The following is a 25,210-nucleotide window of genomic DNA, read 5'->3' on the forward strand; positions in this document are numbered from 1 at the left end:
CCGCTTCGCCCGTTCAGAAGCGGGAGATTTCCTCCTTGATCTGAAGCTTTTGCCGTTTGATCTGCTGAATCATCTGATCGTCGGGCGCCGGACGGGATTGTTCCTTGCGCAAGCGGGCCTCGAGCCCGGCGTGCCTGGTACGAAGCGCTTCGACATGAGGTGATTGCATAGGTTCGTCTCCTTATGGGGGTGTCTTGTCCCCGAAAGAGCGACTCGCCAGCGCGGGCGAACCGCGTCACAGCAATGAAACATATTCACCCGCGTTTGCGAAGGGCCGGAATTGCTTTAGCGCTCGGGCGGATTGTAATCGCGGCGAGTGGATTCGCTGCATCAGCCAGGATGGATGCGTGACCGAGCAGGAGCTGAGAAAACGGCTGGAAGTGGTGCGCAGCGAGCACCGCGATCTCGATGCGGCGATCCATGCGCTGACGCAGTCGGGATCGACCGACCAGTTGCAGATCGCGCGGCTCAAGAAGCGCAAATTGAGGATCCGCGACCAGATCGCCGATCTGGAAGACAATCTCCTCCCCGACATCATCGCCTGAAGAGGTCCACAGTACGGAATTGGGACAGCCGTTTCGTGGCGCTGGAGCCGAGCCGCGCGCGGAGCTAGCGCCGACCCTATGACTGCCACGACCGCCGCTCGCCGAACGATCATCGAAGACCTCTATTCCGAAGCGCTGGTGCTGGCCGACGAAGCCCGCAACGCATTCGACATGCGCTGCGAGATGGCCCCGGATAGCGCCCGCAACGAAGCGCGGATCGCCTTGTCGATCGAGGGCCTGCGAACCACCACTCGCCTGATGCATATTCTCGCCTGGCTGCTCAACCAGCGCGCCTTCCTTTCAGGCGAACTCAACGAGAACCAGTTGCGCCGCCATGGCCGCCTGCCCGCCGAACGTCCCTCGATGCCCGGAATGATGGCCAAGCTCCTGCCCGAGACGCGCCATCTGGTGCGCGAGAGCGAGCGGCTTCATGCCCGGGTCGCGCGGCTCGACCGCGAATGGCCGCAGGCGCAGGCGGCGCGGCAGAACGAGGTCGATGCCATGCGCTGCCGCATCACCGAGGCTTTCGCGCCCCAATTGCTCGCGGGCTAGCCGCTCGCCGGCCCGCATATTCAGGCAGCGGCGAGCGCTTTGCGCCAGCGCGCCAGCCGTTCCTGCCGAACAGCCTGGGTGGAATTCGGTTCGAAGCTCTGCGCCGGCCCCCGCATCGCGCTCGCCGCCTCTTCTAGCGAGGCATGGAGCCCTGCCCCCACCGCCGCGCACAGCGCCGCGCCCAGCGCGGTCGTCTCGACGAAATCGGGGCGCTCGACCGCGATGCCCAGCATATCGGCCAGATCCTGCGCCATCCAGTCGTTGGCGCTCATCCCGCCATCGATCCGTAGCGCGATCCAGGGCGCGCCATCGGCGGCGAAGGCTTCGGCGAGATCATGGGTCTGGTGCGCCATCGCCTCCAAGGCGGCGCGGGCGATATGCGCCCTCCCGCTGGCGAAGCTAAGCCCGGCGATGACCCCACGCGCCTCGGGCTGCCAGTGCGGCGCGCCCAGCCCCGAGAGCGCGGGCACGATCACCACCTCGCCGCTGTCCGCCACCGAGCGCGCCAGTTCCTCGGTCTGCGCCGAGGTCTCGATCAGACCCAGCGTGTCGCGCAGCCACTGGACCAGGCTCCCGGCAACGAAGACCGAGCCTTCGAGCGCGTAGGTCCGCTTGCCGCCGCGCTGGGTGAGCACGGTGCCGAGCAGGCGGTGGTCCGAACGCGGAATGGCGGTCGCCTTGTTGGTGAGGACGAAGGCACCGGTGCCATAGGTTGCCTTGGTCTCGCCGAAGGACAGGCATCCCTGGCCGATGGTCGCCGATTGCTGGTCGCCGACCAGCCCGCAGATCGGAATTGCCCGGCCGAACCAGTTTGCGTCACAGTGCGCCAGTTCGCCATGCGTGTCGGTGACCTGCGGCAGCGCCGCCAGCGGCACCCCCATCAGATCGCACAGACCCGGATCGAACTGCGCTCCATCGAGCGGCAACAACTGGGTGCGGCTGGCGTTGCTGGCATCGCTGAGATGTGCGCCGCCGGTCAGCTTGAAAACCAGCCAGCTCTCGACCGTCCCGAAGGCCAGAGTGCCCGCCTCGGCGGCGCCGCGCACACCAGCGTCATTGTCGAGCAGCCAGCGCATCTTGGTGCCCGAGAAATAGGGATCGAGCAGCAGTCCGGTGCGGCGTTGTATCTCGGTCTCGTGCCCGGCGTCCTTCAACTCGGTGCAAAAGCCGCTGGTGCGCCGGTCCTGCCAGACGATCGCGCGTGCCAGCGGTTTGCCGCTCGCCTTGTCCCAGGCCACCACGGTCTCACGCTGGTTGGTGATGCCGATCGCGGCGATGGCCGAGGCATCCCTGCCGATCGCCTCGCGCGCGCAGGCCAGCGTCTTGTCCCAGATTTCGCCCGCATCGTGCTCGACCCAGCCGGGCCGCGGATAATGCTGCGTGATATCCGCCTCGACGACGCGCAGCATCGTGCCGTCGGGTGCGAAGACCATCGCGCGGGTGGATGTGGTGCCCTCGTCGAGGACCAGAAGTGTCTCTCCCATGGCGGGCAGCCTTATCCCGTGCACGCGCTTCAAGTCGAGGCGGCATATCGCACGCTCGACTATCGCGGCCGAGGTCCCCATATGCCCTCCATGGCAAAGGCACCGCCCAAACCCTGGCCCACCGGACAGGCTGAACAGATCGAGCCGCTGGTGCGCCGCGTGCTCGCGCCCAACCCCTCGCCCTTCACCTACACGGGCACCCAGACCTATATCGTCGGGCTGGGTGACGGCTGCGCGGTGATCGACCCCGGCCCAAACGAGCCGGCGCATCTCGCGGCGCTCGAGGCGGCGATCGGCGACGAACATGTCTGCGCGATCATGTGCACCCACACCCACCGCGACCATTCGCCCGCCTCGCGCCCGCTCGCGCGCCGCACGGGCGCACCCATCGTCGGCTGCGCTCCGCTCGCCTTCGACACTGACGGTCCGCGCGCCGACGAGGGTTTCGATCCCGATTACGCGCCCGACCGGGTGTTGGCGAATGGCGAGGCGATGACCGGGCCGGGCTGGACTCTCACCGCAGTTGCCACCCCGGGCCATGTCTCCAACCATCTGTGCTTCGCGCTGGAGAAAAGCGGCGCGCTGTTCAGCGGGGATCACGTGATGGGCTGGTCGACCAGCGTGGTCGTCCCGCCCGACGGCGACATGGGCGACTATATGAACAGCCTGCAATTGCTCCACGAGCGCGACGACCGCGTGCTCTATCCGGCGCACGGTCCGGCGGTGACCAAACCGCGCCAGCTGGTGCGCTCGATGATCGGCCATCGCCGCCAGCGCGAGAACCAGATCCTGCGGCTGCTGGGCGAAGACCGGCAGGAGGTCGGCGAACTGGTGCCGCAGATGTACAAGGGGCTCGATCCGAAACTCATCAAGGCGGCGGCGCTTTCGGTCACCGCGCATCTCATCGATCTGGAACGCCGCGGTCTCGTCGCTCGTTCGGAGGACATATGGCAGACCAGTTGAAGACCGCATCGACGCTCGAAACCCCGGTAACACGCGACGCGCCGGTTGCCGGACGCAGCCGGCTGAAGGGCGCGCCGTGGCTGGTGGTGTTCATCCTGCTCGCCGCCACCATCTGGCTGGCGTGGCGCGCCTTCCTCTATCAGGAAGAAGGCGATCCGGTCGGCAGCGCGATGCTGGCCTTCGAACGGCAGAATGCGCTCACCGTGTTCAGCTCGCGCTTCGAGGTGGTAGCCGAGAGCGAGGACACCCGCGGGGTGATGGGCTTGCCCGTGCTGCGCTCGCGCCAGGCGACGATCATTCCCGCCTCGGTCGAATACCGGCTCGACCTCTCGGCAATGGATCGCGGCGATTTTGCCTGGGATGCCGAGGCCGAAACGCTCAATGTCACCCTGCCCCAGATTCAGACCACCACGCCCAATCTCGACGAGGCCCGGGCGCGCGTATTTACCGAAGGCGCCTGGGTGACGCGCGACGCCTCTCAGGATCTGGCGCAGAACAATTCGCGGCAGGCCGCAGCCAAGGCCAGCGCCTTTGCCCGGAACCCCGAAGTCCTGGCTCTGGCGCGCGAGGCGGCGAAGGCTGCGGTGCGCCAGAACCTCGCCATTCCGATGCAGGTGGCCGGGTACGGCGATGTCCGCGTGCTGGTTCGCTTCGAAGACGAGGCCGAGGCGAGCTAGGCGGATCCGGCCGCGCGACCGGCGCGCATTGCGACTTCTCTAACGACACTCCACGACCCGAAGGGGGCCCATGATGACTGCCCAGACCACCCTGCCCACCGGCACCGACCTGCTCGCCGAGATCGACCGCCTGCGCAAGGAGCGCAACGCGGTGATCCTCGCGCATTACTACCAGAGCCCGCAAATCCAGGATCTCGCCGATTTCGTCGGCGATTCGCTCCAGCTGAGCCAGATGGCGGCCGAGACCGACGCCGATGTCATCGCCTTTTGCGGGGTCAAGTTCATGGCCGACACCGCCAAGATCCTCAGCCCGCAGAAGATCGTCGTGCTGCCCGACATGGATGCCGGCTGCAGCCTCGAGGACAGTTGCCCGCCCGAGAAGTTCAAGGCCTTCCGCGAGGCGCATCCCGATCACATCGCGCTGACCTACATCAATTGCTCGACCGAGGTGAAGGCGCTCTCCGACGTGATCGTCACCAGTTCCAGCGCCGAGACGATCCTGAGCCAGATTCCCAAGGACCAGAAGATCATCTTCGGCCCGGACCGGCATCTGGGCGGCTATCTCAGCCGCAAGTTCGACCGCGAGATGCTGCTGTGGCCCGGGGTCTGCATCGTCCACGAGGCCTTCAGCGAGACCGAACTGCTCAAGCTGAAGCAGCAATACCCCGGCGCACCGATAGCGGCGCATCCCGAATGCCCGCCCACGATCGTCGATCACGCCGATTACGTCGGTTCGACCAGCGGCATCCTGCAATTTGCCGAGACCTTCGAGGGCGACACGCTGATCGTCGCCACCGAGCCGCATATCATCCACCAGATGGAAAAGGCGCTGCCGAACAAGAATTTCATCGGCGCACCCGGCGCGGATGGCAATTGCAGCTGCAACATCTGCCCCTACATGGCGCTCAACACGCTGGAAAAACTCTACACCTGCCTGCGCGATCTCGAACCGCGGATTGAGATCGAGGAAGGTCTTCGGCTCCAGGCCAAGCGCAGTCTCGACCGCATGCTCGAATTGGCGAGCGGGACGATCGGACATGGCGATCTGGGCAAAATATAGGTTCGCGATCCTGTCGTTTTGGGTCAGTTGTAGGCAAACTGGCCGGTAGCGGACCGGCTCGAGGGACGCATTTCTTGCGCCATTGGCAATTTTCAGGGGGCATAGGCACTTGGCTGCAAGGGGCCCCATCGGGGGCATCAGGGACTGGATGATCCACCGGCTGGTGGCCAATTACTGGTCACTGCCGCTGGTCGCCGTTCTGGTCGCGCCGCTGGTCGCGGGTCTGGTGCTGTGGGCCGATTCCGAAGGGGCCGGGCGCTGGGTTCACGAGCAGGGCTTCGCGCTCTTCGTGTCGGCCGACACCGCGCAGGACGTGACGGCCGCGATCGTCGGGGCCAACGCCGCTTTTCTCACGCTCTACTGGTCGATCGTGCTGATCGTGCTGACGCTCGCCACCGGCAATCTCGGGGTCCGGCTGGTCGATCGCTGGCTCGACAAGGGCATGGTGCGGCTGTCGATGGCCGGCCTCACCTTCTGCCTCGTGTTCTCGGTGATCGTCTTCGCCCGGATCGACGCCGAGGCGCCGATCGCGCTGGTCCCGCATTTCGCTCTCGCGGCCGTGCTGGTGCTGGGCGCGGTGAATATCGGGATGCTCGGGGTCGCCATCCACGATCTGGGCCGAACCATGTTCATCGACCGCTCGGTCGCGCATATCGGCCGCGAGGCGTCGAGCGTGGCGGTGCCGGTCGTTGCGGCAATGCCCCATGAGGGCAATTGGGCACATGCCGTTCGCGCGCCGCGCGATGGCTACGTCCAGAGCATCGACCTCGAAACGATCACCCGGGAACTTGACGGTCACCGGGGCGCGGTTCGCTTCTGCGTCGCGCCCGGCCAGCACGTCCAGAAGGGCGAGACGCTGGTGCGTTTCGAACACGCGCCGCCCGGTGACAAACCGGTACTTTCGGCCGTCCCGATCAGCGATTTCCGCTCGGGCATCGAATCGACGGTCTTCCAGGTGCGCCTGCTGGTGGAAGTGGCGGCGCGGGCGATGTCGCCGGGGATCAACGATTTCTACACCGCGATCGCTTGCGCCGACCAGCTTGCCGCCGCGATCGCGGGTCATGCGGAAACCTGGGTCGACGACGGCATGATCGCGGCATACCCGCCCGACCCGCGCTTCGAATTGCCCGGTCAGGACTTTCGCAGCCTGTTCGAGGCCCCGCTCAAGGCGTTCCGCCAATCGGCCAGCGACTATCCGGCAGTCGCCATCCGGATGATCGACAATCTCGCCCGGCTCGCGTCTCTGCTCGGCGAACGGCAATGCCCCGGCGGCTTGCTTGCTTTTCTCGAGGCGGCTGCCGGCGAACTGCACGACCATTCCGCAGCAAGGACGCAATTCGTCCCCGACCGCGATGACATCGCTGCCGCCTTGCGCCGTTTCGCGGAGCGGAATATCGGCGCATCGCCGACTCCTCCGGGCTCCGCGTCATGAGCCGGCTGCGCGTGATCTGGCAGGGCATCAATGCCAGCTACTGGTTCCTGCCGGCGATCTTCTCGATCCTTGCGCTGACGCTGGCCATGGTCACGACCTGGCTCGACCGCAGCGGCTGGGCCGAATTCCTCAAGGATTTCGAGTGGCTGCAACCGGCCATGCCCGAGGGCGCGAGCAATATGCTCACCGTCATCGCCGGAGCGATGATCGGGGTCGCCTCGACCGTATTCTCGATCACCATTGCCGCGGTGGCCTATGCCAGCGGCAATTACGGACCGCGCCTGCTGACCAATTTCATGGAGGATCGCGGCAACCAGTTCAGCCTCGCGACCTTTATCGGCACCTTCGTCTATGCGATCACCGTCCTGCGCACCGTGCGCGCCGAGGACGAGTCGGCAAATGGGCTGGGGCTCCTGGTGGCCGCCGACACCGGCTTCGTCCCGCAGCTTTCCTTGCTGGTCGCCTTCGCGCTGATGGGTCTGTCGGTGGCGGTGCTGGTCTATTTCCTCAACCATATCCCCGCCTCAATCCGGGTGAATTCGGTGCTGAGGGGAATCGGGGCCCGTCTGCTCGCGGACATCGCCGAACGGTTTCCCGACCAGAACACCGGCGAACGCGCGGGATCGGCACCGGAAGGCTCACCGATCGCCGCGCAGGGCACCGGCTATATCCAGGCGATCGCCTTCGCCCGGCTGGAACGGATCGCGCAGCGCGAGAAAGGGAAACTCAAGCTGGCAGTGCGGACGGGCGATTTCGTCCACCCCGGAGTGACGATCGCCTTCTGGGCCGACATGGATCTGGTCGAGGACTGCCCCGACGACGAGGTCCGCGACTGCTTCACCCTCGGCAGCATGCGCACGCCCAATCAGGACATGCAGTTCCTGATCGACGAATTGGTGGAGATCGCACTGCGCGCGCTGTCTCCGGGTACCAACGACCCGTTCACCGCAGTGACCGCGGTGCACTGGCTGGGCGCGGCCACCGCCGAACTCGGCTATCGCGATCTCACCCGCAGCTATGCGAAGGACGGCGAGGAACCCCATCTCGTCCTGCTGGAAGACGATTTCGACCATTACCTGGCGCGCGGCTTCGGCGCGGTTCGCGGCGGCGTCGCCACCAGCCGCATCGCGGCGCAGGTGACCTTCGACGCGCTGGTCGATGCCGCGAGCTTGGTCGAAGACGAAGGTCGGCGGGCGTCGATCCGGCAGGAAGGCGACTTGCTGGCGCTGCAGGCGCGCGAGCATCTCGTCGGACCCGAACTGCACGCGGTGGAAGCACGCTACCAGCGCTTCCTGGAAAGAATCGAGCGCTAGGCGGCGAGCTTGGGCGGCGGGGCGGCGCGCGCCAGCACCAGCGCCCCCGCCAGCAGCGCCATGCCCGCGACATCCATCGCCGTGAGCATCTCGCCGAACGCGAACCAGCCGACGCAGGCGGCGATCGCGGGCTGGGTCAGCAGCGCCATGCCGATCACCAGCGGCGGGAAATGGCGCAGCGCGAACACCAGCAGCCCCTGCCCGACCAACTGGCTCGACACTGCGAGACCCACCACCGGGCTCCAGCCCGCCGGCCCCGGCAAGAAGGGCTCGCCCATGGCAAAGGCCATCGCCAGCATGATCGGCGCGGCGACGCAGCAGACCAGCAGCAGCACCGTCCAGGCGCCCAGCGTCGCGCGCGCGCGCTGTGCCGGAAGCAGGTAGAAGGCGTAACACAGGCCTGCGAACAGGCAGAACAGATCGCCCAGCGCGCTGGCGGCGGAAATCTCCAGGCTGCGCCCCAGCAGAATCGCCGCGCCCGACAGCGCCGCGAGCACCGCCAGTCCCTCGCGCGGGAGCGGTTTGCGACGCAGCGCGACCAGACCCCAGAGCATCAGGATCACGCTGCCCGAATTGCCGAACAGCACCGCATTGCCCAGCCGGGTCATCTCGATCCCGATATGCCAGCTCGCCAGATCGACCGCGAAGAACACGCCGGCGATCGCGGCCAGCCACAGCAGGCGCCGGTCGAGCGGCGCGCCGCTGCGTTCGCGCCAGGCGAGCCAGGCGATCAGCGGGATTGGCAGCGCCAGCCGCCAGAACCCGGCGCTGACCGGACCGGTGTCGGCGATCCGGACGAACCACGGCCCGAACGCCAGCGCGGCATTGCCCGCCAGCAGCGCGGCGAAGTGCCAGGGACTGGCCTGATAGGCTTTCTTTGCCGGAGCCGCGCTTGTCACCCTCATGGCCGGTCCCTAGCTCGCAAGTCACAACACACCAGCAAAATTGGATGACCCCCTATGCACGACAAGCTTTTCGAACCGCTGACCCTGGGCGCGATCGAGGCCAGCAACCGCGTCATCATGGCGCCGCTCACGCGCGGCCGCTCGACCCAGCCCGGTTCGGTGCCGAACGAGATGATGGTCACCTATTACCGCCAGCGCGCAAGCGCGGGGCTGATCATCACCGAGGCGACCGGGATCAGCGTCGAAGGCCTCGGCTGGCCCGCCGCGCCGGGCATCTGGAGCGACGAGCAGGTCGAAGGCTGGAAGGCGGTCACCAAGGCAGTTCACGAGGAGGGCGGCAAGATCGTCCTGCAGATGTGGCACATGGGCCGGCTGGTCCACCCGCTGTTCCTGGGCGGCAAGCCTCCCGTTTCGGCGAGTGCGACCACAGCCCCGGGCCATGCTCACACCTTCGAAGGGCGCAAGGATTACGAACCCGCGCGCGCGCTGGGGCTCGAGGAAATCTCGCGTGTGGTGGCGGATTATCGCCATGCGGCCGAGAACGCCAAGGAAGCGGGCTTCGACGGTGTCCAGCTGCACGGCGCGAATGGCTATTTGGTCGACCAGTTCCTGCGCGACAGCACCAATCTGCGCGAGGACGAATACGGCGGCTCGCCCGAAAACCGGGTGCGCTTCCTGCGCGAAGTGCTCGAGGCGCTGATCGACGTCTGGGGCGCCGACCGCGTTTCGGTCCGGCTTTCGCCCAATGGCGAGACGCAGGGCTGCGACGACAGCGATCCGGCAGCGACCTTCGGCGCGGCGGCGCGCGTGGTCGAGGAGCTCAAGCTCGGCTTCCTCGAATTGCGCGAACCGGGCCCCGAGGGCACCTTCGGCCAGACCGACGTTCCCAAGCAGAGCCCGTTGATCCGCACGATCTACACCGGGCCGCTGGTGCTCAATTCGGACTACACCGCCGAGGAAGCGGTCGCCGATATCGACGCGGACCGCTGCGACGCGGTCGCCTGGGGCCGCTGGTTCATCTCCAACCCCGACCTGCCCGAGCGCATCCGCACCGGGGCCGAGATCGCGCCCAATGTGAACGTGCCGGCCAGCTGGTACGGCAGCGGGCCCGAAGGCTATGTGGATTACCCCAATCTGGGTGAATAGGGTTCGGTAACGAGCGAGACGAAGACCGCGTCTGATCCCTCAGGCGTCGTCTTCGTCCGCTTCGACATCCGCCTCGGGCTCGTCGGTTGCCGCGGCAGGTTCGGCCCCCTCGTCATCGGCGGACGGCGTTGCCGCTGCGTCGGACGGCTCTCCCGAAGCCGCCTCGCTCTCCGCGGCCGCGCGCGGCGCCTGCGAACGTACCGTATCGAGCGGCAGCATCGCATCGCTGATCGTCCCGCCCAGCACTTCGCCCTCGGCGGCGCGGCCGTCGTTGTCGACCGGCTCGGGGACGGGTTCATCCCCGCAGCCCGCTAGCAGGGCCAGCGGGATCAGGGCGAGCGGGAAGAGGGCGGCAGGCAGGCGATAATTCATGGCAGGGCGCTCATCTTTCCGTTCAGCGCGGCGAGGAAATCGTCGAGACGCGCGAGCAATGCCTCATCCCAGCTCTCCGGCGCAAGCGGTTTGCCCAGTCTTGCCAGGCTGGTGACGCCGAATTCCTCGATCCCGCAGGGCACGATGCCGGTGAAATGCGCGAGATCGGGATCGAGATTGACCGAGAAGCCGTGCATCGTCACCCAGCGCCGCACCCGCACCCCGATCGCGCCGATCTTGGCCTCGCGGCCATCGATATCCTGTGTCCAGATGCCGATCCGACCCTCGGCGCGCCAGGCCGAGACCCCGATATCGCCGAGCGTCGCGATCACCCAGCCCTCGAGCGCCTGGACGAAGCGCCGGACATCGCGTTCGCGCTTTCGCAGATCGAGCATCACATAACCGATCCGCTGTCCGGGTCCGTGATAGGTATAGCGCCCCCCGCGCCCCGCCTCGACCACTTCGAAACGCGGGTCGAGCAGTTCGCCCGCCACCGCGCTGGTCCCGGCGGTGTAGACCGGCGGATGCTCGAGCAACCAGACCAGCTCCTTCGCCTCGCCGCGCCCGATCGCCTCGTTGCGCGCCTCCATCGTCGCCAGCGCCTCCCGGTAGGGGATGCGGTTGAGGCTGCGGCGGATTTCGACTGTTTCGGGGGACGCGGCGGACATGAAAGATTGCGTGGCGGGAGCGCGGGCGGTTATCAAGGGCGAAAGAACCAGACCGGGGAGCACAGCGAATGAAATTGGACCTCAGCGCCGCATGGGACGGAGCGATGGCGATGATCCGCGCCAATCGCGAGGTCGTGCTGGTCCTGGCAGGGGTGTTCTTCTTCCTGCCCTATCTTGCCTTCTCGCTGTTCCTCCCCGAGACCGGGATTGCCGAAGCATCGGCGGCAAACGAAGGCGAGATGGATGCCATCGCGGCGATCGTGATGGATTTCTACGCCGACTACTGGTGGGCGCTGCTGCTGATGGCGCTGATCCAGACGATCGGCGCGCTCGCCAGCCTCGCGGTGCTGGGCGACAATGCGCGTCCGACAGTGGGCGATGCCATCAGGCGCGGCGTCACGCTGCTGCCGACGCAATTGGGCGCGCAGATCCTTGCCGGGCTGGCGATATTCGCCCCCATCGTGCTTGCCACGGCCATAGGCGCGGCAAGCGGCTCCGATGCGGTTATCTCCGTACTGACCCTGATCGCCCTGCCGGTCGCAATCTATATCGTGGTGAAATTTTCGCTCAGTTCGCCCGTGATCGCGATCGATCAGACGCGCAATCCGCTGGCTGCGCTGACCGGCTCCTGGCGCCTGACCAAGGGCAACAGCTTCCGGCTGTTCTTCTTCGCTCTGCTGCTGATCGTCGCCTTCGTGGTGGCCTCGACCGTGCTCAACCTAATCATCGGCCTGGCGCTGGCGCTGCTCGGAGAGCACCTGCAACTGATCGGGCTGGCGATCTCGGGCGCGCTCATCAACGCCGTCTTCTTCGTCGTCGCCTATGCGGTGATGGCTTCGGTCCACCACCAATTGTCGGGACGGGCCACCGCATCGGTGCCCCGCGCCGGCCGCGAGGACTGACGTTGAGCGCTAAGCGCTCTTCCAGCCCCAGAACAGCTTGCACGGCAGCACGTTGAGCCATTCGAAGCCGCTGTCGATGCGGCGGAAATGCGGCGCCATATAGTCCCGCGCGCGGGCGGTGAACTGATAGACCAGGAACGCGCCGCCCGGTCGCAGCACGCGGTGGGTGGCCTCGGCAATGGCCGGCGCGACACCATCGGGCAGGGTCGAGAACGGCAGGCCCGAAAGCACGTAATCGGCCTGCTCGAAACCATGCGCGGCAACGATCTCCTCGACCTCGGCAGCCGAACCCAGCACCGCGTGGAACCGGTCATCGGTGATGGTCTTGCGCAGATAGTCGATATAGAGCGGGTTGGTGTCGATCACGATCAGCGTGCCGTCGCGCCGCATCCTGTCGAGGACCGGCTGGCAGAAGGTGCCCACTCCGGGTCCGTATTCGACGAACAGCCGGCATTTGTCCCATTCGACCGGCGCCAGCATCTTCTCGATGGTGAAGCGCGAGGAGGGAATGATCGAGCCGACCATCTTGGGATGTTCGAGAAAACCGCGGAAAAACACGCCCCACTGGCCGAACAGCCGCCCGGTCCGCGCCTTGAAATCGTCGCGGCGAAGCGCGCTTGTGCCCTGATAATCGTTCACTAATCGACCCTTGTCTGTGGTCAGCGACCCACGAAGCGGTGACGGGTTACAGCTTCATCGCGGCATTGCAACCCGTCGGGGGCGGGCCTAGCGCGGAATCAGTATGGCCGACAGCGACCCCGCCCCTTCCGTCTTTTCCGCACCGCCCGCGCTTCCGCAGTCGATTCCGCGCGAACGGATGGCGCTGCTGTTCACGGTGATGCTGGTCACCGCGGCGGGCAACACCGCGATGCAATCGGTGATGCCCTCGATCGGCACCGCTCTGGGGGTCGAGGATGTCTGGATCAGCCTCGCCTACAGCTGGTCGGCATTGCTGTGGGTGGTCTGCGCGCCGATCTGGGCCGACCGTTCGGATCAGCGCGGACGCAAGGCGATGATGGCGCTGGGGCTGTCGGGCTTCATCGTGTCGATGGGGTTCTGCGGGCTGGCGCTGTGGCTGGGTCTCACCAATGCCCTCCCCGCGGTCTGGGCGCTGATCGCCTTCGCCGCCGCGCGCAGCCTCTACGGCGGCTTCGGCAGCGCCGCCCCGCCCGCGGTCCAGGCCTATGTCGCCAGCCGCACCCCGCGCTCGGAACGCACCCAGGCGCTCTCGCTGATCGCCTCGAGCTTCGGGCTGGGGACGGTGATCGGCCCCGCGCTCGCACCGCTGATGGTGCTGCCGTTCCTCGGGCTGACCGGCCCCTTCATTATCTTCGCGCTGATCGGCGTCGCGGCACTGGTCACTTTGCGCCTGCGGCTGCCCAACGACGAGCCGCAATTCCCGGCGCGCGGCAACCCCTATGATGCACCCTATGCCGGTGGCTCGACTGCCGGGCATCGCCATGACGGCACGGGGCCGGACAGCACGGGGTCTGACGGAACGGAGCAAGGCGAAGCGGAAGACGAGGACAGCCTCCCCGAAGGCAAGCTGCGCTGGCGCGACCCCCGCCTGCGCCCCTGGGTCACCGTCGGCCTTCTGGGCGGCCATGCGCAAGCGATGATCCTGGGTATTTCGGGATTTCTGGTGCTCGATCGGCTGGGCCTGCGCGATACGCCCACGGAAGGCGCCGGCCCGGTCGGCCTGGTGCTGATGGCGGGCGCGCTCGCCACGCTGCTGGCGCAGTGGGGGCTGATCCCGCGGCTCCATCTGGGTCCGCGCGCGGCATCTCTCTGGGGCATTGCGGTGGCCGGGGCGGGTGCCGCCATCCTCGGTGCGGCGCAGGATCTGCATAGCATCGCGCTCGGCTATGCCATCGCCTCGCTCGGTTTCGGCTTGTTTCGCCCGGGCACGACGGCGGGCACCTCGCTCGCTGTCAGCCGCGCCGAACAGGGCCGCGCCGGCGGGGTCACTGCCTCCGTGGCGGGCGCAAGCTTCATCTACGCGCCCGCGCTCGGCGTGTTTCTCTACAACCGCTCCGACTGGCTCGGCTTCGGGCTGATCCTGCTGCTCTGCCTCGCGGTGTTCGTGATCGGCTTGCGCACGCTCCAGCCCGACGAGAAGCTGACCCGCGACCGCGGCTAGAGGATTTCGAGCACCCTATCCTGGGGGCGGCACAGCCGCACACCCTTGTCCGTCTCGACCAGCGGGCGCTCGATGAGGATCGGGTCCGCCACCATCGCCTCGAGCACGCTCGCCGCATCGGCATGGGGCAGACCGCGTTCCTCGGCATCGGTCCCGCGCAGCCGCAGCGCTTCCTGCGGCGCAATACCTGCTTCCTTGTAAAGCTGCTCGAGCTTTTCGCGGCTGGGCGGATCCTTGAGATACTCGACCACGGTGAGCTCGACCTTCGAGAGGTTTTCGAGGATCGCGAGGGTTTTGCGCGAAGTCCCGCATTTCGGATTGTGCCAGATCGTCGCTTTCATCGATTCCATCTCCTGTGACATGCGCCCGCGCCTTTAGGCAAAGACGTCACTGCCGTGAACACCGCGCAGGGTTTAGTCCGCGTCCCCGCTGCCGACCGGGCTCAGCGCTGGGACCCGGCGCGCGGCATCCTCCGCGCTGATACCCGGCGCGGGTGCGGCGCTGATCGTTTCCTCGCGGCGCGCCACCCGTCCCGCCCGCTCGATCGCGCGGACCAGCCGTGGATAGACCCCGCAGCGGCACAGATTGGGGATCGCCGCCAGGATCTCCGCCTCGCTCGGCGCGGAATTGCGGTCGAGCAGCGCGCTGGCCGCCATCGCGATGCCCGGGGTGCAGAACCCGCACTGGATGGCCTGTTCGGCCACCAGCGCCTGCTGCACCGGGTGCGAGCGGTCGCGCGACAGACCCTCGATGGTGGTCACGAACCGCCCCTCCGCCTCGGCGATGGTGATCAGACAGCTGCGCAGCGCCTCGCCATCGACATGGACCATGCAGGCGCCGCAATCGCCGACCCCGCAGCCATATTTCGTGCCGGTGAGATTGGAGGCGTCGCGCAGCGCCCAGAGCAGCGGCGTATCCGGCTCCATCAGATATTCGACCGGTCTTCCGTTGACGGTCATGCGAGGCAAGCGGCGTTCTCCTGCGGATGGGTCGGTTGCCCTTTCGCACGGCTCGCTGCGGATCGGCAAGCCGCGCTTCCCAAGCCACCCCCGCCGCTATAGGGGCCCTCCCCGATGAGCGAGATGGCCAAACTGACGCGCGGATCGATCCGCGGCAATCTCGTAACCCAGACCACCCCGATGATCATCGGCGTGGCCGCAGTGATGTCGATCGGGCTGGTCGACGCCTATTACATCGGCCAGCTGGGCAGCACCGAGCTGGCCGCGATCGCCTTCATCTTTCCGATCAGCGTGGCGCTCACCAGCATGGCCGTCGGGGTCATGGTCGGGATCAATTCGGTCGTCGCCCGCGCGCTCGGCGAAGGCGACAATGCCAAGGCCGCGCGCCGTGCCAATCTCGGGATCGTCTTCGCCATTGCGCTCGGCATCGCCATGGGGCTGGCGCTGTTCGCGCTGCTCGACCCGCTGTTCAGCCTGATGAACGCCGACGCGCGAACCTCGCCCTTCATCCGCGCCTATATGCAGCCCTTCGCGCTGGGCATACCGCTCTTGATGACCATCATGGGCTTCAACGGCGTGCTGCGCGGACAGGGCGAGGCGCGCAAGACCAGCTATATCTCGGTCTGCTATGCGGCCGCCAATTGGGTGCTCGATCCGATCCTGATCACCGGGGCGTTCGGGTTCGAGGGGTTCGGCATCGCCGGCGCGGCCTATGCCACGCTCGCCGGCTGGGCGATGGCCATCGTGCTCGGCCTGTGGCTGATCCGCAGCACCGCGCTCCCCTTCAAGCCGCTGCTGATCCGCCAGAGCGCAATTATCGAACCCATGGTCGCGATCCTGCGGGTTGCCGGACCGGCGGCGTTCTCCAATTCGATCAACCCGATCGGGCTTGCGGTGCTCACCGCATTGGTTGCGGTCGAGGGCCAGGCCGCGGTCGCGGGGTTCGGGGCGGCGGGACGGTTGCAGAGCTTCGCGGTGGTCCCGCTGCTGGCGCTTTCGGGTTCGATCGGCGCGATCGTGGGCCAGAACTGGGGTGCCGGGCAGACCGACCGGGCACGGCGCGCGGTCGCCTTGGCCGGCGGCTTCTGCGTGCTCTACGGGTTGGGGGTAGCAGTGCTGCTGTTTGCCTTCGGCGAACGCTTCGCCAGCCTGTTCAGCGACGATCCGGCAGTGATCGCGCAATTCGCCGCCTATCTGGCGATCGCGGTATGGGGCTATGCCGGCTTCGGCCTGCTGATCACGGGCAATGGCATTCTCAACGCCATGGACCGCGCGCCGCTGGCACTTCTCCAAAGCGCCGCGCGGGTCTTCCTCGTCATGATGCCCTTCGCCTGGCTGCTGCGCGGCGCCTGGGGCGCCGATGCGATCTACGCCGCCGAGCTGGTCGCCAACCTTGCCGGGGGCACGCTGGCGGCGCTGATCGTCCGGCGGGTCCTGCGCAAGAAAACAGCGGCCTGACATTACCGATCGTTAACCATCCTCCGGCATAGCTGCCCTGATACGCAGAGGGGCGGTGACGAAATGGACGATTTGCTGGCGGATTTCGTCGCCGAAACCCGCGAAATGCTCGAGGCGAGCGGCGAGGAAATCGTCGCCTGGGAAGCCGACCCTTCCGACAAGGCGCGGCTCGATACGATTTTCCGCTTCGTCCACACCGTCAAAGGCAATTGCGGCTTCTTCGATTTCCCCCGGCTCGAGCGGCTGAGCCACGCCGCGGAGGATGCGCTGGCCGATTGCCGCGCCGGGCGCCGCGAGCCGGATCGGGTTCTGGTTTCGGCCGTCCTCGCGATCATGGACCGGATCGGCCAGATGAACGACGCGATCGAGGCGGGCGAAGACTATCCTGCCGGCGGCGACGATGCATTGATCGATGCCCTGCAGCCGGGTGCCGTAGGGGCGGAGCCCGACGAGACCACCCCCACCGAAACTGCGAACGCCGAGGACGGCTCAAGCCGCACTGCCCGAACCGCTACCGTCCAGCGTTCGATCCGCCTCCCCGTCGATCTGCTCGACGAAGTGATGAAGGGCGTGTCCGACATGGTGCTGGCGCGCAACGACCTGGCACGGCGCTTGCGCGAAGCCGGCGAGCAGCCGACGATCGATGGACCCTTCGAGCGCCTCTCCGCGATCCTCGCCGATGTCCGAGGCGCCACCACGCGAATGCGGATGCAGCGGCTCGAACATCTGTTCGGCGCTCTCCCCCGCCTTGTGCGCGATCTCGCCCACGAGCTCGGCAAGGAGGTGGTCGTCGAATTCGAAGGCGGAGATGTCGAACTCGACCGCGAGATGGTCGAAATGGTCCGCGACCCGGTCACTCATATCATCCGCAACGCGATCGATCACGGGATCGAACCGCCCGAGAAGCGCCGCGAGGCGGACAAGCGTCCGGCCGGCCTGCTGAAATTTGCCGCCCGCCAGTCGGGCAATCGTATTTCGCTGGCGATCTCCGACGACGGGCGCGGGATCGATGTCGACCGGCTGGAGGCCAAGGCGCTCGCGGCAGGAGTCTACACCCGCGCCGAACTCACACGGATGGACGAGCGCCAGAAGCGCCTGCTGATCTTCGAGCCCGGACTTTCGACCGCCGATTCAGTGAGTTCGGTTTCGGGTCGCGGGGTCGGCATGGATGTGGTGCGCGCCAACATCGAAAAGGTCGGCGGCTCGATCGACGTCTTCAGCCAGCCGGGCGAAGGGACGACCTTCTATCTCCAACTGCCGCTCACGCTCTCGATCATGCCGGCCTTGACCGTGGAATCGCAGGGACGGCTTTACGCGTTGCCGCGCTCCTATATCGAAGAGATCGTCTTCGCCAGATCGCGCGACGTCGAGCTCGCGCGTGCCGGCGAGCGGCAATTGCTGACCTTCCGCAACCGAAGGGTGCCCTGCATCGCGCTGGCACATGTGCTGGCCGGAAGCGAGACCGAGCGCATCGACTGGCCGGAGACGACGCTGGTCCTCATCCGGCTAGCCACCGACGAGATTTTCGCATTGGCGGTCGACCGGGTCCACGATCACGAGGATGTGGTGGTGAAACCGATCCCGCCTGCGATCATGGAAACCGGCATCTACGCGGGGACCACGCTCCTCGACGACGGGCGCCCGATGATGCTGCTCGATGTGCCCAATATCGCGCGGGATTGCGGGATGCTGGACGATTTGCGCGCGAGACCGGAAAGCGCGGTCGAAGAAGAAAGCACCGCGCCCGTCAGGCCCACAGTCCCGGTTATGCTGTTCACCGGGCTCGACCGGCGCCGCCGTGCCGTTCGTCTGGACCTGGTGCAAAGGATCGACACCGTCGAGCCCGAGGCGATCGATATCGAGGGCGCGCGGGCGCAGGTTGTCATCGACGACCGGCTGTTCGCCCTCCTTGGCCACGAAGACGGGCCGCTGCCCGAGGGCCGGTGCCGCTTGCTTCGCCTTTCCGATGGCACAAGCGAACTCGCGCTGATCGTTGCAGAAGTGCTCGATGCGAGGGAAGTCGACGAGGACATGGGCGCCGGCGACAGAGACCGGCGATACGCTGGCGTCGCCTTGCTCGAAGGAAGACCAGTCCCGGTGCTCGACGCCCACCGCCTGCTCGCAGAACACGGCAACCCCGTTTCCGCCGAGCCAGCCCCTACCCGTGAGGTCAGCGCGCTGTGACCCAGTCCCTGCTCCTGTGCCTGATTGCCGAGCGGCGGATTGCCTTCCCAGCGGTGAAGGTTCGTTCGGTGATCGAGATCGAGCGGATCACCCCGATCCCGCGCACCGCACCTCATATCGCCGGAATCACCGCCTTGCGCAGTCAGGCGCTGACCGTGATCGACAGCCGTGTGGCGCTCGGCTTCGAAAGCAGCGGCGATCCGGCCGGGAGCCGCGCCGCGGTGGTCGATCACGAGGGCCATGCCTACGCCCTGTTGGTCGACGAAGCCTTCGACGTCACCGCCGCGCTAGGCGAGCCCGAACGGGTGCCCGGCGGTTTCGGTGAAGCCTGGGCCGAAGCTGCGATCGGCATGGTCGAGACCGCAAGCGGACCCGCTCTGCTGATCGCAATCGAGCAACTCATCGCCGGGCGTGGCGCAGGCAGCTTAAGCGAATCGTTACCGGTCCGCGTCTAGATGCGATTCGCAAAAGAAACCCGAAGGGCGCGTGCAATGAAGAAATGTCTTGTCGTCGACGACTCCCGGGTGATCCGCAAGGTGTCCCGGCACATACTCGAAACCCTCGGCTTCGCAGTCGATGAAGCGGAGAACGGCAAGCTCGGCCTCGACAAATGCGAAGAATCGATGCCCGATGTCGTGTTGCTGGACTGGAACATGCCGGTGATGACGGGGATCGAGTTCATCACCCAGCTGCGCCAGCGCGAAGGCGGCGACAAGCCTAAGGTCGTATTCTGCACCACCGAGAACGACGTGGCGCATATCCGTGAGGCGATCAGCGCCGGCGCAGACGAATATGTGATGAAGCCATTCGATCACGAAACCTTGCAGATCAAGCTCCAGCTCGTCGGAATGGTCTGAGAAGGACCGCTTCCATGGCCGCCGTCCTCCGCCCCGAACGCTATCCTCCGGCAGCCGCACCGCAATCGCGGGCGACCCGCGCGGACAATATCCGGGTGATGATCGTCGACGATTCGCTGACCGTAAGGACGGTTTTCTCGCGGATGATCGATCGCGAGAACGATCTGTCCGTGGTTGCCGATGCCGACACGGCCGAGAAGGCGCTGCTCGCGCTGCGTTCGACCGATGTCGACGTGATCCTGCTCGATCTCGAAATGCCCGGGATGGGCGGGATCGAGGCGCTGCCCAGGCTTCTCCAGCGCGCCGCACAGGCGCAGGTTCTGGTCGTGTCCTCGCTGACGCAGGACGGCGCCGAACACACGCTTACCGCGCTCTCGATGGGCGCGGCGGACACCATGCTCAAGCCGCGCCCCGGCGGGTTCAACGACGAATATCGCGACGCGCTGCTCGCGAAGATCCGCGCCCTGGGTGGTCAGGCACAGGTAACCGAAAGCGCCTCGGCAATAGAGGCGACCGCCCTTCCCCTTCGCCGCCGCACGAAAGTGCCGCGGGTCGTCGCGATCGGAGCCTCAACCGGCGGCATCCACGCGCTCAACCTGTTCCTGCGGCGCCTGCCGCGCGAATTCGACCTCCCCATCCTCATCACCCAGCACCTGCCCGAAAGCTTCATGCCGGTGTTTGCCCGTCAGGTGGAAGTTGCCGCCGGGCGCCGGGCCGTGCTCGCCGATGAAGGGACCAGCATCGAGCGCGGAGGGATCGTGATCGCACCGGGCTACGGACATATGGTGGTCCGGCGCGCCCATCCCGGCATGATCTCGGACACCGGCGCGGTCACCGGGCTGGCGCACAACCGTGCGACCAGCGGCTGCATGCCCTCGGTCGATCCAATGTTCGAAAGCCTGGCCGAATGCTTCGAGGGCCATGTCGCAGCGGTCCTGCTGTCCGGCATGGGCCGCGACGGTACCGAGGGGGCAGGCGCGGTCGCGCGGGCCGGCGGCGCCGTGTATGCGCAGAACGAAGAAAGCTGTGCCGTGTGGGGGATGCCGCGCGGCGTGACCGAGAGCGGGATCGCCACCGCGGTCTTGCCCCCCGAACAGCTTGCCGATGCCGTGATCGAAGCAGCAGGGCTGGTGGCAAGCGGGGCAGCGGCGTGCCCTTGAACGACGCGTCGCATCGTATCGTCGCCGATCTCCTTTGTTCACGGACGGGCCAGCAACTGACGGACAGCCGCCTGTGGCGGGTTTCCTCCGCGTTGACCGGCCTGTTCCGCGAGCGCGGCATCTCCAACCTCGACCAGCTAGCCTGCCTGCTCGGCGACGGCGACCAGGGCGAGCTCGCCACTCAGGTGGTCGAGGCCCTGCTCAACAACGAAACCTATTTTTTCCGCGACCACGCCTATTTCTCTATCCTGGCCGACACCGTCCTTCCCGACATCGCCAGCAAGCGCGCGGGAAGCAAACGGATCCGCATCTGGTCGGCGGGCTGCTCGACCGGACAGGAAGTGCTGTCGCTTGCCATGCTGTTCGCCGGACAGCCCGAACGTTGGGCTGGTTGGAGCATCGACATCCTCGGCACCGACATCTCGACCAAGGCGCTCGCGGTGGCCAATTCCGGACTCTACTCGCAATTCGAGATCCAGCGCGGGATCGGCATCGGACAGATGCTGCAGTTCTTCAGCGAAACACCCGAGGGTTGGCAGGCCAACGATACGATCCGGTCGATGGCGCGGTTCAAACAGGCCAGCGTGCTCGGTGCGCCGCCGCATCCGGGCAATTTCGATCTCGTGCTGTGCCGCAACGTGTTGCTCTATTTCGATCCCCCGACCCGTCGCTCCGTTTTCGCACGCCTGTCGCAGGCGACAGCGGCGGATGGCTGGCTGATGCTGGGAGCAGGCGAGACCGTGATCGGCCAGACCGATTTCTTCGTCCCCGCACCGTGCGGCGCGACGCTTTATCATCCGGTCGGCACCAGCCACCGGCCCTTGCCGGAAATATCGGTCCAACCGGCGCTGGCCAGGCTGGCCGGCTGATCGCGCCGCGACCGCTCAATCGCGCCGTATCGCTACGCAAAGAAGGTAAACCTGGGCTTTACCCATTCTTAGCACCTCGCCCTCTACAGCCGATCGGGCAGCGTCGGTTCGACTTCTGTTGGGGGCTAATGTGACGGATATGCCGGGCAAGGGAGGGTTCTCTCCGCAGGTCATGGTTCTGGCCCCGCTCGCGGTCCTGTCTTGCGTGTTCGCAGCTCTCCTGCTGGCCTATGCCGCGAGCCGCTCGAGCGCAGTGGTTTCCACGCCCGTATTCTTCTCCTTTGCGATCCCGACCTATGCCGCCGTGGTCGCCGCTCTTGTGTGGCACGGGATCCGACACTCCCGCCAGCTCGAGAAGTTGAGCATCACGGATACTTTGACCGGCTTGCCCAATCGCCATGCCCTGCATCTCGATTACGCCCGCATTTGCCGAAAGGAGCAGGAACTCGCGGTCGCGCTGCTCGATCTCGACGGTTTCATGCTCGTCAACGATCACTACGGACACGCAGTCGGCGACCGCACGCTGCGGGTGTCGGCCGACATCATCTCCGAGATCTGCCAGGGCGAAGCGCGGGTATACCGGCTGGGGGGCGACGAATTTGCCGTTTTCAAATCTGGCCCGGTTGCCGCGACGCTGCTCGAAGGCCTGTGTCGCAGGATCGTCGAGCGGCTCGCGAAACCCGTCCGCGTGGAAGAACGCCGTCTGACGCTGGGCGCCAGCATCGGTCTGGCCAGGACCACAGCGGCCCAGCAGCTGGGTTCTCCCGAACTGCTGCGGCAGGCGGATGTCGCCATGTATGCTTCGAAACGCGGCGGCAAGGCACGCTGCACCTGGTTCAGCCACCAGTTCGACGCCAGCCGCGAGCAGACGCGCGAGATGGACGAGGAGCTGCGCTCGGCGCTCGCGAATGGCGAATTCACGCTGCATTATCAGCCGCTGATCGATTGCGATTCGAGCAAGATCGTTGCGGTCGAGGCACTGATCCGCTGGCCGCGTCCGGATGGAACCTTCACCGCCCCCGATACATTCATCCCGGTCGCGGAAGAATCGGGCCTGATCAACCCGATCGGCCTGCTGGTGCTGCGCCGCGCCTGTCTCGACGCGCTGGACTGGAACGGCATCACGCTCTCGGTCAATCTCTCGGCGGCGCAGCTGCGCAACCCCGAATTCCCGATCCAGCTCGGTCAAATCCTCGAGGAGACGGGCTTTGCGCCGGAGCGGCTCGAGCTCGAGATCACCGAGACCTGCCTCGTTCACGACCCGGTGGTGGCCGAGCGCAGCCTTTCCGTGATCCGCAATTTCGGCGTCAGCATCGTACTCGACGATTTCGGGACGGGATACGCTTCGATCGGCTTCCTGCGCCGGTTCCGCTTCGAAAAGCTCAAGATCGACCGCAGCCTGGTCTCCCAGGCCGGCCAGGACGACGGCAGCCGCGCCATGATGCTCTCCAGCATCACCGTGGCGCGTGCCATGAAGATGGCCGTCACGGCCGAAGGCGTGGAAACCGAGGAACAGGCCCAGATGGTGCGAGCCGCGGGTTGCGACCAAATCCAGGGCTGGCTCTATTTCAAGGCCATGCCCGCCAGCGAAATCCCGCAATATCTCGACAGACCGATCGATATCGCCGCCACGACGGTGGCAGCAGCGATAGAGACCAAGGAAGGCAAGGTAGCATGAGCGCTCTACAGGATGTGGCGAAAGAGCTGGTCGCCGAAAGCGAGATCTCGGAGCGCGAAGTGTCCGACCCCGCTGCCGCTCGGCACCTCGCGCCGGAGGACAACTCCGGGCAAAGCGGGACCGTGCAGGGACGGTTCGGCGCGTTCTTCCATCACATGTCGATCGCTGGCAAGCTGCGCACCCTGTCGGCGGCTAATCTGGGGGCGGTCTTCGCCATAATGGTCGCCACGGCGATCGCAGGCTTGATTGCGCTCGACATGCGGGACGCGCGGCTGGCCGTTTCGGAAACCCAGGTCGCGTCGGCTCAGCTGACCAAAAACATCGAACAGGCGCGGCTCCACAGCCAGCGCTACGCCATTACCGGCGACCTCGAAGATCTGGTGACCGCACGTGAATCCCTGAACGCAACCGACGGCTTGCTGCAGACAATCCACACGACAGCCGCAGAATATTCTCCCGACACCCTCCCCGCGATCGACTATCTGGCCGATCAGCTGGAGGGATACGACCGCGAATTGCAGGCGCTGCGGTCGTCCTATCTGCGCTACGGTTCGGGCGAACGGACCCAGACCATCGCCGACGCGATTTTCCTCAGCGGCATCAGCTTTGCCGAACAGGCCGAGTCCATCAGCGCTCAGCTGGCCGATCACGGCCAGGCCATCGATGCCGGCTCGGCGACAGCGATCGTCTGGATTTTCGCAGTGCTCGGGCTGATCAGCGCCCTGATGGTCGGCGTGATCTTTCTGAGCTCTCGATATCTTACGCGCGATCTGTCGGACATTCTCGTCGAACTGACCTCTGCAGCCGAAAAGCTGGCCAGCGGCGACAAGGCCATTTCCATTCCCGGGCGCGATCGGAAGGATGAGATCGGCGGTCTGGCCAACGCGATGCACGTCTTCCTGAGAGTTGCTTGGCGCTTCGAGAAGCTCATTTCCGAGAAGGCCGGCCGCGCCGAGCGCGAGCTGGAAGAACGCGCCGCCCTGGAACAGGAGCGCGAAGACGTCCGGCTGCAAAAGGAACGTACGCTGCTCGAACTGGCGCAGAACTTCGAGACCACTGTCGGCAATGTGGTCGGCAGCGTCGCCGCGGCAGCCACGCAATTGCAGGCGACAGCCGGTTCGATGGCCAGCGTCGCCGACCAGTCGAGCAGTCAGAGCACCCAGGTTGCAAAATCCATGGAGCAAGCCAGCGCCGGGGTAACCGCCGCGGCGGCCGCGTCGGACGAGTTCGCCATGTCGATCGGCGAGATCAGCCGTCAGGCAGCCAACTCGGCCTCGCTCGCCCGCAAGGCCACCGAGGCCGCAGGCGATGCCGACGAGACCATTTCCGCGCTTTCGGCCTCGGCAAATCAGGTCGGCAAGATCGTCGAGCTGATCCAGTCGATCGCCCAGCGAACCAATCTGCTCGCACTCAACGCGTCGATCGAAGCGGCGCGCGGGGGCGAGGCGGGCCGCGGTTTCGCGGTGGTGGCCAGCGAGGTCAACGAACTGGCCAACCAGACCAGCCGCGCGACCGAGGAAGTGGCGGGGCAAATCCGCGCCATGCAGAACTCGACCGGCGCCAGCGTCGATGCGCTGCGCTCAATCGGCGAGCATATCAAGCAGCTCGAAACCACTGCGGTCTCGATCGCCAGCGCGGTCGATCAGCAATCGGTCGCGGGCCAGGATCTGGCGCGGAGCATCGATCTGGCGGCGCGGGCATCGGGCGAGGTATCCGCCAATATCGATCAGGTGCGCGAGAGCAGCCTCGTCACCGGCGCCGCCGCGAGCCAGGTGCTCAATTCATCGACGGAGCTCGAAGGACAGGCGAGCGCGCTGCGCCAGCAGGTCGGCTCCTTCCTCGAAAAGGTGCGGGCGGAAGCCTGACTTCCGCCCGCAGCCCTCAAC

At 66.3% G+C, this 25,210-nt stretch carries 26 protein-coding genes; 18 read left to right on the forward strand and 8 right to left on the reverse strand.

What is annotated here, in order from left to right:
- Positions 1 to 13: 13 nt before the first annotated feature.
- Complete coding sequence (locus ACQ5J0_RS02730; RefSeq protein WP_462568992.1) at positions 14 to 169, reverse strand: YdcH family protein; 156 nt, start codon at positions 167 to 169, stop codon at positions 14 to 16.
- A 178-nt stretch (positions 170 to 347) separates the two neighbouring features.
- Here ACQ5J0_RS02730 and ACQ5J0_RS02735 point away from each other — a divergent pair, with 178 nt between their 5' ends.
- Positions 348 to 545 carry a YdcH family protein gene (locus ACQ5J0_RS02735; RefSeq protein WP_305928731.1) on the forward strand — a complete coding sequence of 66 codons (198 nt, stop codon included), beginning with the start codon at positions 348 to 350 and terminating at the stop codon, positions 543 to 545.
- Between the two features lie 78 nt (positions 546 to 623).
- Positions 624 to 1,097: a DUF1465 family protein gene (locus ACQ5J0_RS02740; protein WP_462568993.1), complete on the forward strand. Its 474-nt coding sequence runs from the start codon at positions 624 to 626 to the stop codon at positions 1,095 to 1,097.
- Between the two features lie 20 nt (positions 1,098 to 1,117).
- Here ACQ5J0_RS02740 and ACQ5J0_RS02745 read toward each other — a convergent pair whose 3' ends face one another.
- Entirely contained in the window at positions 1,118 to 2,581 is a 1,464-nt protein-coding gene (locus ACQ5J0_RS02745) for a glycerol kinase (RefSeq protein ID WP_462568994.1), read from the reverse strand.
- Positions 2,582 to 2,671: 90 nt separating this feature from the next.
- Between ACQ5J0_RS02745 and ACQ5J0_RS02750 the strand changes: the two genes are divergently transcribed.
- The 5 genes from ACQ5J0_RS02750 (at position 2,672) to ACQ5J0_RS02770 (ending at position 8,026) form a co-directional block, all read left to right on the forward strand.
- On the forward strand, positions 2,672 to 3,544 hold the full coding sequence (locus ACQ5J0_RS02750; RefSeq protein WP_462568995.1) for an MBL fold metallo-hydrolase: 873 nt from the start codon (positions 2,672 to 2,674) through the stop codon (positions 3,542 to 3,544).
- Entirely contained in the window at positions 3,529 to 4,221 is a 693-nt protein-coding gene (locus tag ACQ5J0_RS02755; protein WP_462568996.1) for a DUF4230 domain-containing protein, read from the forward strand. Before ACQ5J0_RS02750 ends, ACQ5J0_RS02755 begins: the two co-directional genes overlap by 16 nt.
- A 73-nt stretch (positions 4,222 to 4,294) precedes the next feature.
- Positions 4,295 to 5,281, forward strand: a complete 987-nt coding sequence (gene nadA, locus ACQ5J0_RS02760) for a quinolinate synthase NadA (protein ID WP_462568997.1) — start codon at positions 4,295 to 4,297, stop codon at positions 5,279 to 5,281.
- A 109-nt stretch (positions 5,282 to 5,390) separates the two neighbouring features.
- Entirely contained in the window at positions 5,391 to 6,713 is a 1,323-nt protein-coding gene (locus tag ACQ5J0_RS02765; RefSeq protein WP_462568998.1) for a DUF2254 family protein, read from the forward strand.
- Positions 6,710 to 8,026, forward strand: a complete 1,317-nt coding sequence (locus tag ACQ5J0_RS02770) for a DUF2254 domain-containing protein (protein WP_462568999.1) — start codon at positions 6,710 to 6,712, stop codon at positions 8,024 to 8,026. The genes ACQ5J0_RS02765 and ACQ5J0_RS02770 overlap by 4 nt, the downstream gene beginning before the upstream one ends.
- Here ACQ5J0_RS02770 and ACQ5J0_RS02775 read toward each other — a convergent pair.
- On the reverse strand, positions 8,023 to 8,931 hold the full coding sequence (locus tag ACQ5J0_RS02775; RefSeq protein WP_462569000.1) for a DMT family transporter: 909 nt from the start codon (positions 8,929 to 8,931) through the stop codon (positions 8,023 to 8,025). The two genes, ACQ5J0_RS02770 and ACQ5J0_RS02775, sit on opposite strands and share 4 nt — an antisense overlap.
- 54 nt (positions 8,932 to 8,985) lie before the next feature.
- Here ACQ5J0_RS02775 and ACQ5J0_RS02780 point away from each other — a divergent pair, with 54 nt between their 5' ends.
- Positions 8,986 to 10,077: an alkene reductase gene (locus tag ACQ5J0_RS02780; RefSeq protein ID WP_462569001.1), complete on the forward strand. Its 1,092-nt coding sequence runs from the start codon at positions 8,986 to 8,988 to the stop codon at positions 10,075 to 10,077.
- Between the two features lie 39 nt (positions 10,078 to 10,116).
- Here the strand turns inward: ACQ5J0_RS02780 and ACQ5J0_RS02785 are convergent, their stop codons facing one another.
- On the reverse strand, positions 10,117 to 10,449 hold the full coding sequence (locus ACQ5J0_RS02785) for a hypothetical protein (RefSeq protein ID WP_462569002.1): 333 nt from the start codon (positions 10,447 to 10,449) through the stop codon (positions 10,117 to 10,119).
- Positions 10,446 to 11,117, reverse strand: a complete 672-nt coding sequence (lipB, locus tag ACQ5J0_RS02790) for a lipoyl(octanoyl) transferase LipB (protein WP_462569003.1) — start codon at positions 11,115 to 11,117, stop codon at positions 10,446 to 10,448. The genes ACQ5J0_RS02785 and lipB overlap by 4 nt, the downstream gene beginning before the upstream one ends.
- 68 nt (positions 11,118 to 11,185) lie before the next feature.
- Between lipB and ACQ5J0_RS02795 the strand changes: the two genes are divergently transcribed.
- Positions 11,186 to 12,019 carry a glycerophosphoryl diester phosphodiesterase membrane domain-containing protein gene (locus ACQ5J0_RS02795; RefSeq protein WP_462569004.1) on the forward strand — a complete coding sequence of 278 codons (834 nt, stop codon included), beginning with the start codon at positions 11,186 to 11,188 and terminating at the stop codon, positions 12,017 to 12,019.
- Positions 12,020 to 12,028: 9 nt separating this feature from the next.
- On the opposite strand, the gene ACQ5J0_RS02800 is transcribed toward ACQ5J0_RS02795, so the two are convergent.
- Positions 12,029 to 12,595, reverse strand: coding sequence for a class I SAM-dependent methyltransferase (locus tag ACQ5J0_RS02800; RefSeq protein ID WP_462570046.1), 567 nt, complete (start codon positions 12,593 to 12,595; stop codon positions 12,029 to 12,031).
- Positions 12,596 to 12,761: 166 nt separating this feature from the next.
- On the opposite strand from ACQ5J0_RS02800, the gene ACQ5J0_RS02805 reads away from it, so the two are divergent.
- Entirely contained in the window at positions 12,762 to 14,159 is a 1,398-nt protein-coding gene (locus ACQ5J0_RS02805) for an MFS transporter (protein ID WP_462569005.1), read from the forward strand.
- Here the strand turns inward: ACQ5J0_RS02805 and arsC are convergent.
- Both arsC and ACQ5J0_RS02815 read right to left on the reverse strand, forming a co-directional pair.
- Positions 14,156 to 14,500 carry an arsenate reductase (glutaredoxin) gene (gene arsC / locus ACQ5J0_RS02810; protein WP_462569006.1) on the reverse strand — a complete coding sequence of 115 codons (345 nt, stop codon included), beginning with the start codon at positions 14,498 to 14,500 and terminating at the stop codon, positions 14,156 to 14,158. The two genes, ACQ5J0_RS02805 and arsC, sit on opposite strands and share 4 nt — an antisense overlap.
- Positions 14,501 to 14,572: 72 nt before the next feature.
- Positions 14,573 to 15,127: a (2Fe-2S)-binding protein gene (locus ACQ5J0_RS02815; RefSeq protein WP_462569007.1), complete on the reverse strand. Its 555-nt coding sequence runs from the start codon at positions 15,125 to 15,127 to the stop codon at positions 14,573 to 14,575.
- A gap of 105 nt (positions 15,128 to 15,232) precedes the next feature.
- Here ACQ5J0_RS02815 and ACQ5J0_RS02820 point away from each other — a divergent pair, with 105 nt between their 5' ends.
- From ACQ5J0_RS02820 to ACQ5J0_RS02855, 8 genes are all read left to right on the forward strand, one after another.
- Positions 15,233 to 16,576 carry an MATE family efflux transporter gene (locus ACQ5J0_RS02820; protein ID WP_462569008.1) on the forward strand — a complete coding sequence of 448 codons (1,344 nt, stop codon included), beginning with the start codon at positions 15,233 to 15,235 and terminating at the stop codon, positions 16,574 to 16,576.
- Positions 16,577 to 16,639: 63 nt separating this feature from the next.
- The gene (locus ACQ5J0_RS02825) at positions 16,640 to 18,760 is read left to right on the forward strand and encodes a chemotaxis protein CheW (RefSeq protein WP_462569009.1); all 2,121 of its coding nucleotides are present in this window, start codon (positions 16,640 to 16,642) and stop codon (positions 18,758 to 18,760) included.
- Positions 18,757 to 19,215 (forward strand): chemotaxis protein CheW, encoded by a 459-nt coding sequence (locus ACQ5J0_RS02830; protein ID WP_462569010.1) that lies wholly within the window; start codon positions 18,757 to 18,759, stop codon positions 19,213 to 19,215. The genes ACQ5J0_RS02825 and ACQ5J0_RS02830 overlap by 4 nt, the downstream gene beginning before the upstream one ends.
- A 36-nt stretch (positions 19,216 to 19,251) precedes the next feature.
- Positions 19,252 to 19,617, forward strand: coding sequence for a response regulator (locus tag ACQ5J0_RS02835; protein WP_454598517.1), 366 nt, complete (start codon positions 19,252 to 19,254; stop codon positions 19,615 to 19,617).
- A 14-nt stretch (positions 19,618 to 19,631) separates the two neighbouring features.
- A complete protein-coding gene (gene cheB / locus ACQ5J0_RS02840; RefSeq protein WP_462569011.1) occupies positions 19,632 to 20,777 on the forward strand; it encodes a chemotaxis-specific protein-glutamate methyltransferase CheB in 1,146 nt (381 codons plus the stop codon).
- Between the two features lie 92 nt (positions 20,778 to 20,869).
- Complete coding sequence (locus ACQ5J0_RS02845; RefSeq protein ID WP_462569012.1) at positions 20,870 to 21,646, forward strand: CheR family methyltransferase; 777 nt, start codon at positions 20,870 to 20,872, stop codon at positions 21,644 to 21,646.
- A 205-nt stretch (positions 21,647 to 21,851) separates the two neighbouring features.
- Positions 21,852 to 23,324, forward strand: a complete 1,473-nt coding sequence (locus tag ACQ5J0_RS02850; protein WP_462569013.1) for a putative bifunctional diguanylate cyclase/phosphodiesterase — start codon at positions 21,852 to 21,854, stop codon at positions 23,322 to 23,324.
- Complete coding sequence (locus ACQ5J0_RS02855; RefSeq protein ID WP_462569014.1) at positions 23,321 to 25,189, forward strand: methyl-accepting chemotaxis protein; 1,869 nt, start codon at positions 23,321 to 23,323, stop codon at positions 25,187 to 25,189. Before ACQ5J0_RS02850 ends, ACQ5J0_RS02855 begins: the two co-directional genes overlap by 4 nt.
- Positions 25,190 to 25,210: the final 21 nt, after the last annotated feature.

This window comes from Qipengyuania sp. SM2512 (genome assembly GCF_054954005.1).

What these genes read in the sequence shown, in the direction of transcription:
- ACQ5J0_RS02730 (WP_462568992.1), bottom strand. Translation starts at nt 169, where the DNA reads ATGCAATCACCTCATGTCGAAGCGCTTCGTACCAGGCACGCCGGGCTC.
- ACQ5J0_RS02740 (WP_462568993.1), top strand. Translation starts at nt 624, where the DNA reads ATGACTGCCACGACCGCCGCTCGCCGAACGATCATCGAAGACCTCTAT.
- ACQ5J0_RS02745 (WP_462568994.1), bottom strand. Translation starts at nt 2,581, where the DNA reads ATGGGAGAGACACTTCTGGTCCTCGACGAGGGCACCACATCCACCCGC.
- ACQ5J0_RS02750 (WP_462568995.1), top strand. Translation starts at nt 2,672, where the DNA reads ATGGCAAAGGCACCGCCCAAACCCTGGCCCACCGGACAGGCTGAACAG.
- ACQ5J0_RS02755 (WP_462568996.1), top strand. Translation starts at nt 3,529, where the DNA reads ATGGCAGACCAGTTGAAGACCGCATCGACGCTCGAAACCCCGGTAACA.
- nadA (WP_462568997.1), top strand. Translation starts at nt 4,295, where the DNA reads ATGACTGCCCAGACCACCCTGCCCACCGGCACCGACCTGCTCGCCGAG.
- ACQ5J0_RS02770 (WP_462568999.1), top strand. Translation starts at nt 6,710, where the DNA reads ATGAGCCGGCTGCGCGTGATCTGGCAGGGCATCAATGCCAGCTACTGG.
- ACQ5J0_RS02775 (WP_462569000.1), bottom strand. Translation starts at nt 8,931, where the DNA reads ATGAGGGTGACAAGCGCGGCTCCGGCAAAGAAAGCCTATCAGGCCAGT.
- ACQ5J0_RS02780 (WP_462569001.1), top strand. Translation starts at nt 8,986, where the DNA reads ATGCACGACAAGCTTTTCGAACCGCTGACCCTGGGCGCGATCGAGGCC.
- ACQ5J0_RS02785 (WP_462569002.1), bottom strand. Translation starts at nt 10,449, where the DNA reads ATGAATTATCGCCTGCCTGCCGCCCTCTTCCCGCTCGCCCTGATCCCG.
- lipB (WP_462569003.1), bottom strand. Translation starts at nt 11,117, where the DNA reads ATGTCCGCCGCGTCCCCCGAAACAGTCGAAATCCGCCGCAGCCTCAAC.
- ACQ5J0_RS02795 (WP_462569004.1), top strand. Translation starts at nt 11,186, where the DNA reads ATGAAATTGGACCTCAGCGCCGCATGGGACGGAGCGATGGCGATGATC.
- ACQ5J0_RS02805 (WP_462569005.1), top strand. Translation starts at nt 12,762, where the DNA reads ATGGCCGACAGCGACCCCGCCCCTTCCGTCTTTTCCGCACCGCCCGCG.
- arsC (WP_462569006.1), bottom strand. Translation starts at nt 14,500, where the DNA reads ATGAAAGCGACGATCTGGCACAATCCGAAATGCGGGACTTCGCGCAAA.
- ACQ5J0_RS02820 (WP_462569008.1), top strand. Translation starts at nt 15,233, where the DNA reads ATGAGCGAGATGGCCAAACTGACGCGCGGATCGATCCGCGGCAATCTC.
- ACQ5J0_RS02825 (WP_462569009.1), top strand. Translation starts at nt 16,640, where the DNA reads ATGGACGATTTGCTGGCGGATTTCGTCGCCGAAACCCGCGAAATGCTC.
- ACQ5J0_RS02835 (WP_454598517.1), top strand. Translation starts at nt 19,252, where the DNA reads ATGAAGAAATGTCTTGTCGTCGACGACTCCCGGGTGATCCGCAAGGTG.
- cheB (WP_462569011.1), top strand. Translation starts at nt 19,632, where the DNA reads ATGGCCGCCGTCCTCCGCCCCGAACGCTATCCTCCGGCAGCCGCACCG.
- ACQ5J0_RS02855 (WP_462569014.1), top strand. Translation starts at nt 23,321, where the DNA reads ATGAGCGCTCTACAGGATGTGGCGAAAGAGCTGGTCGCCGAAAGCGAG.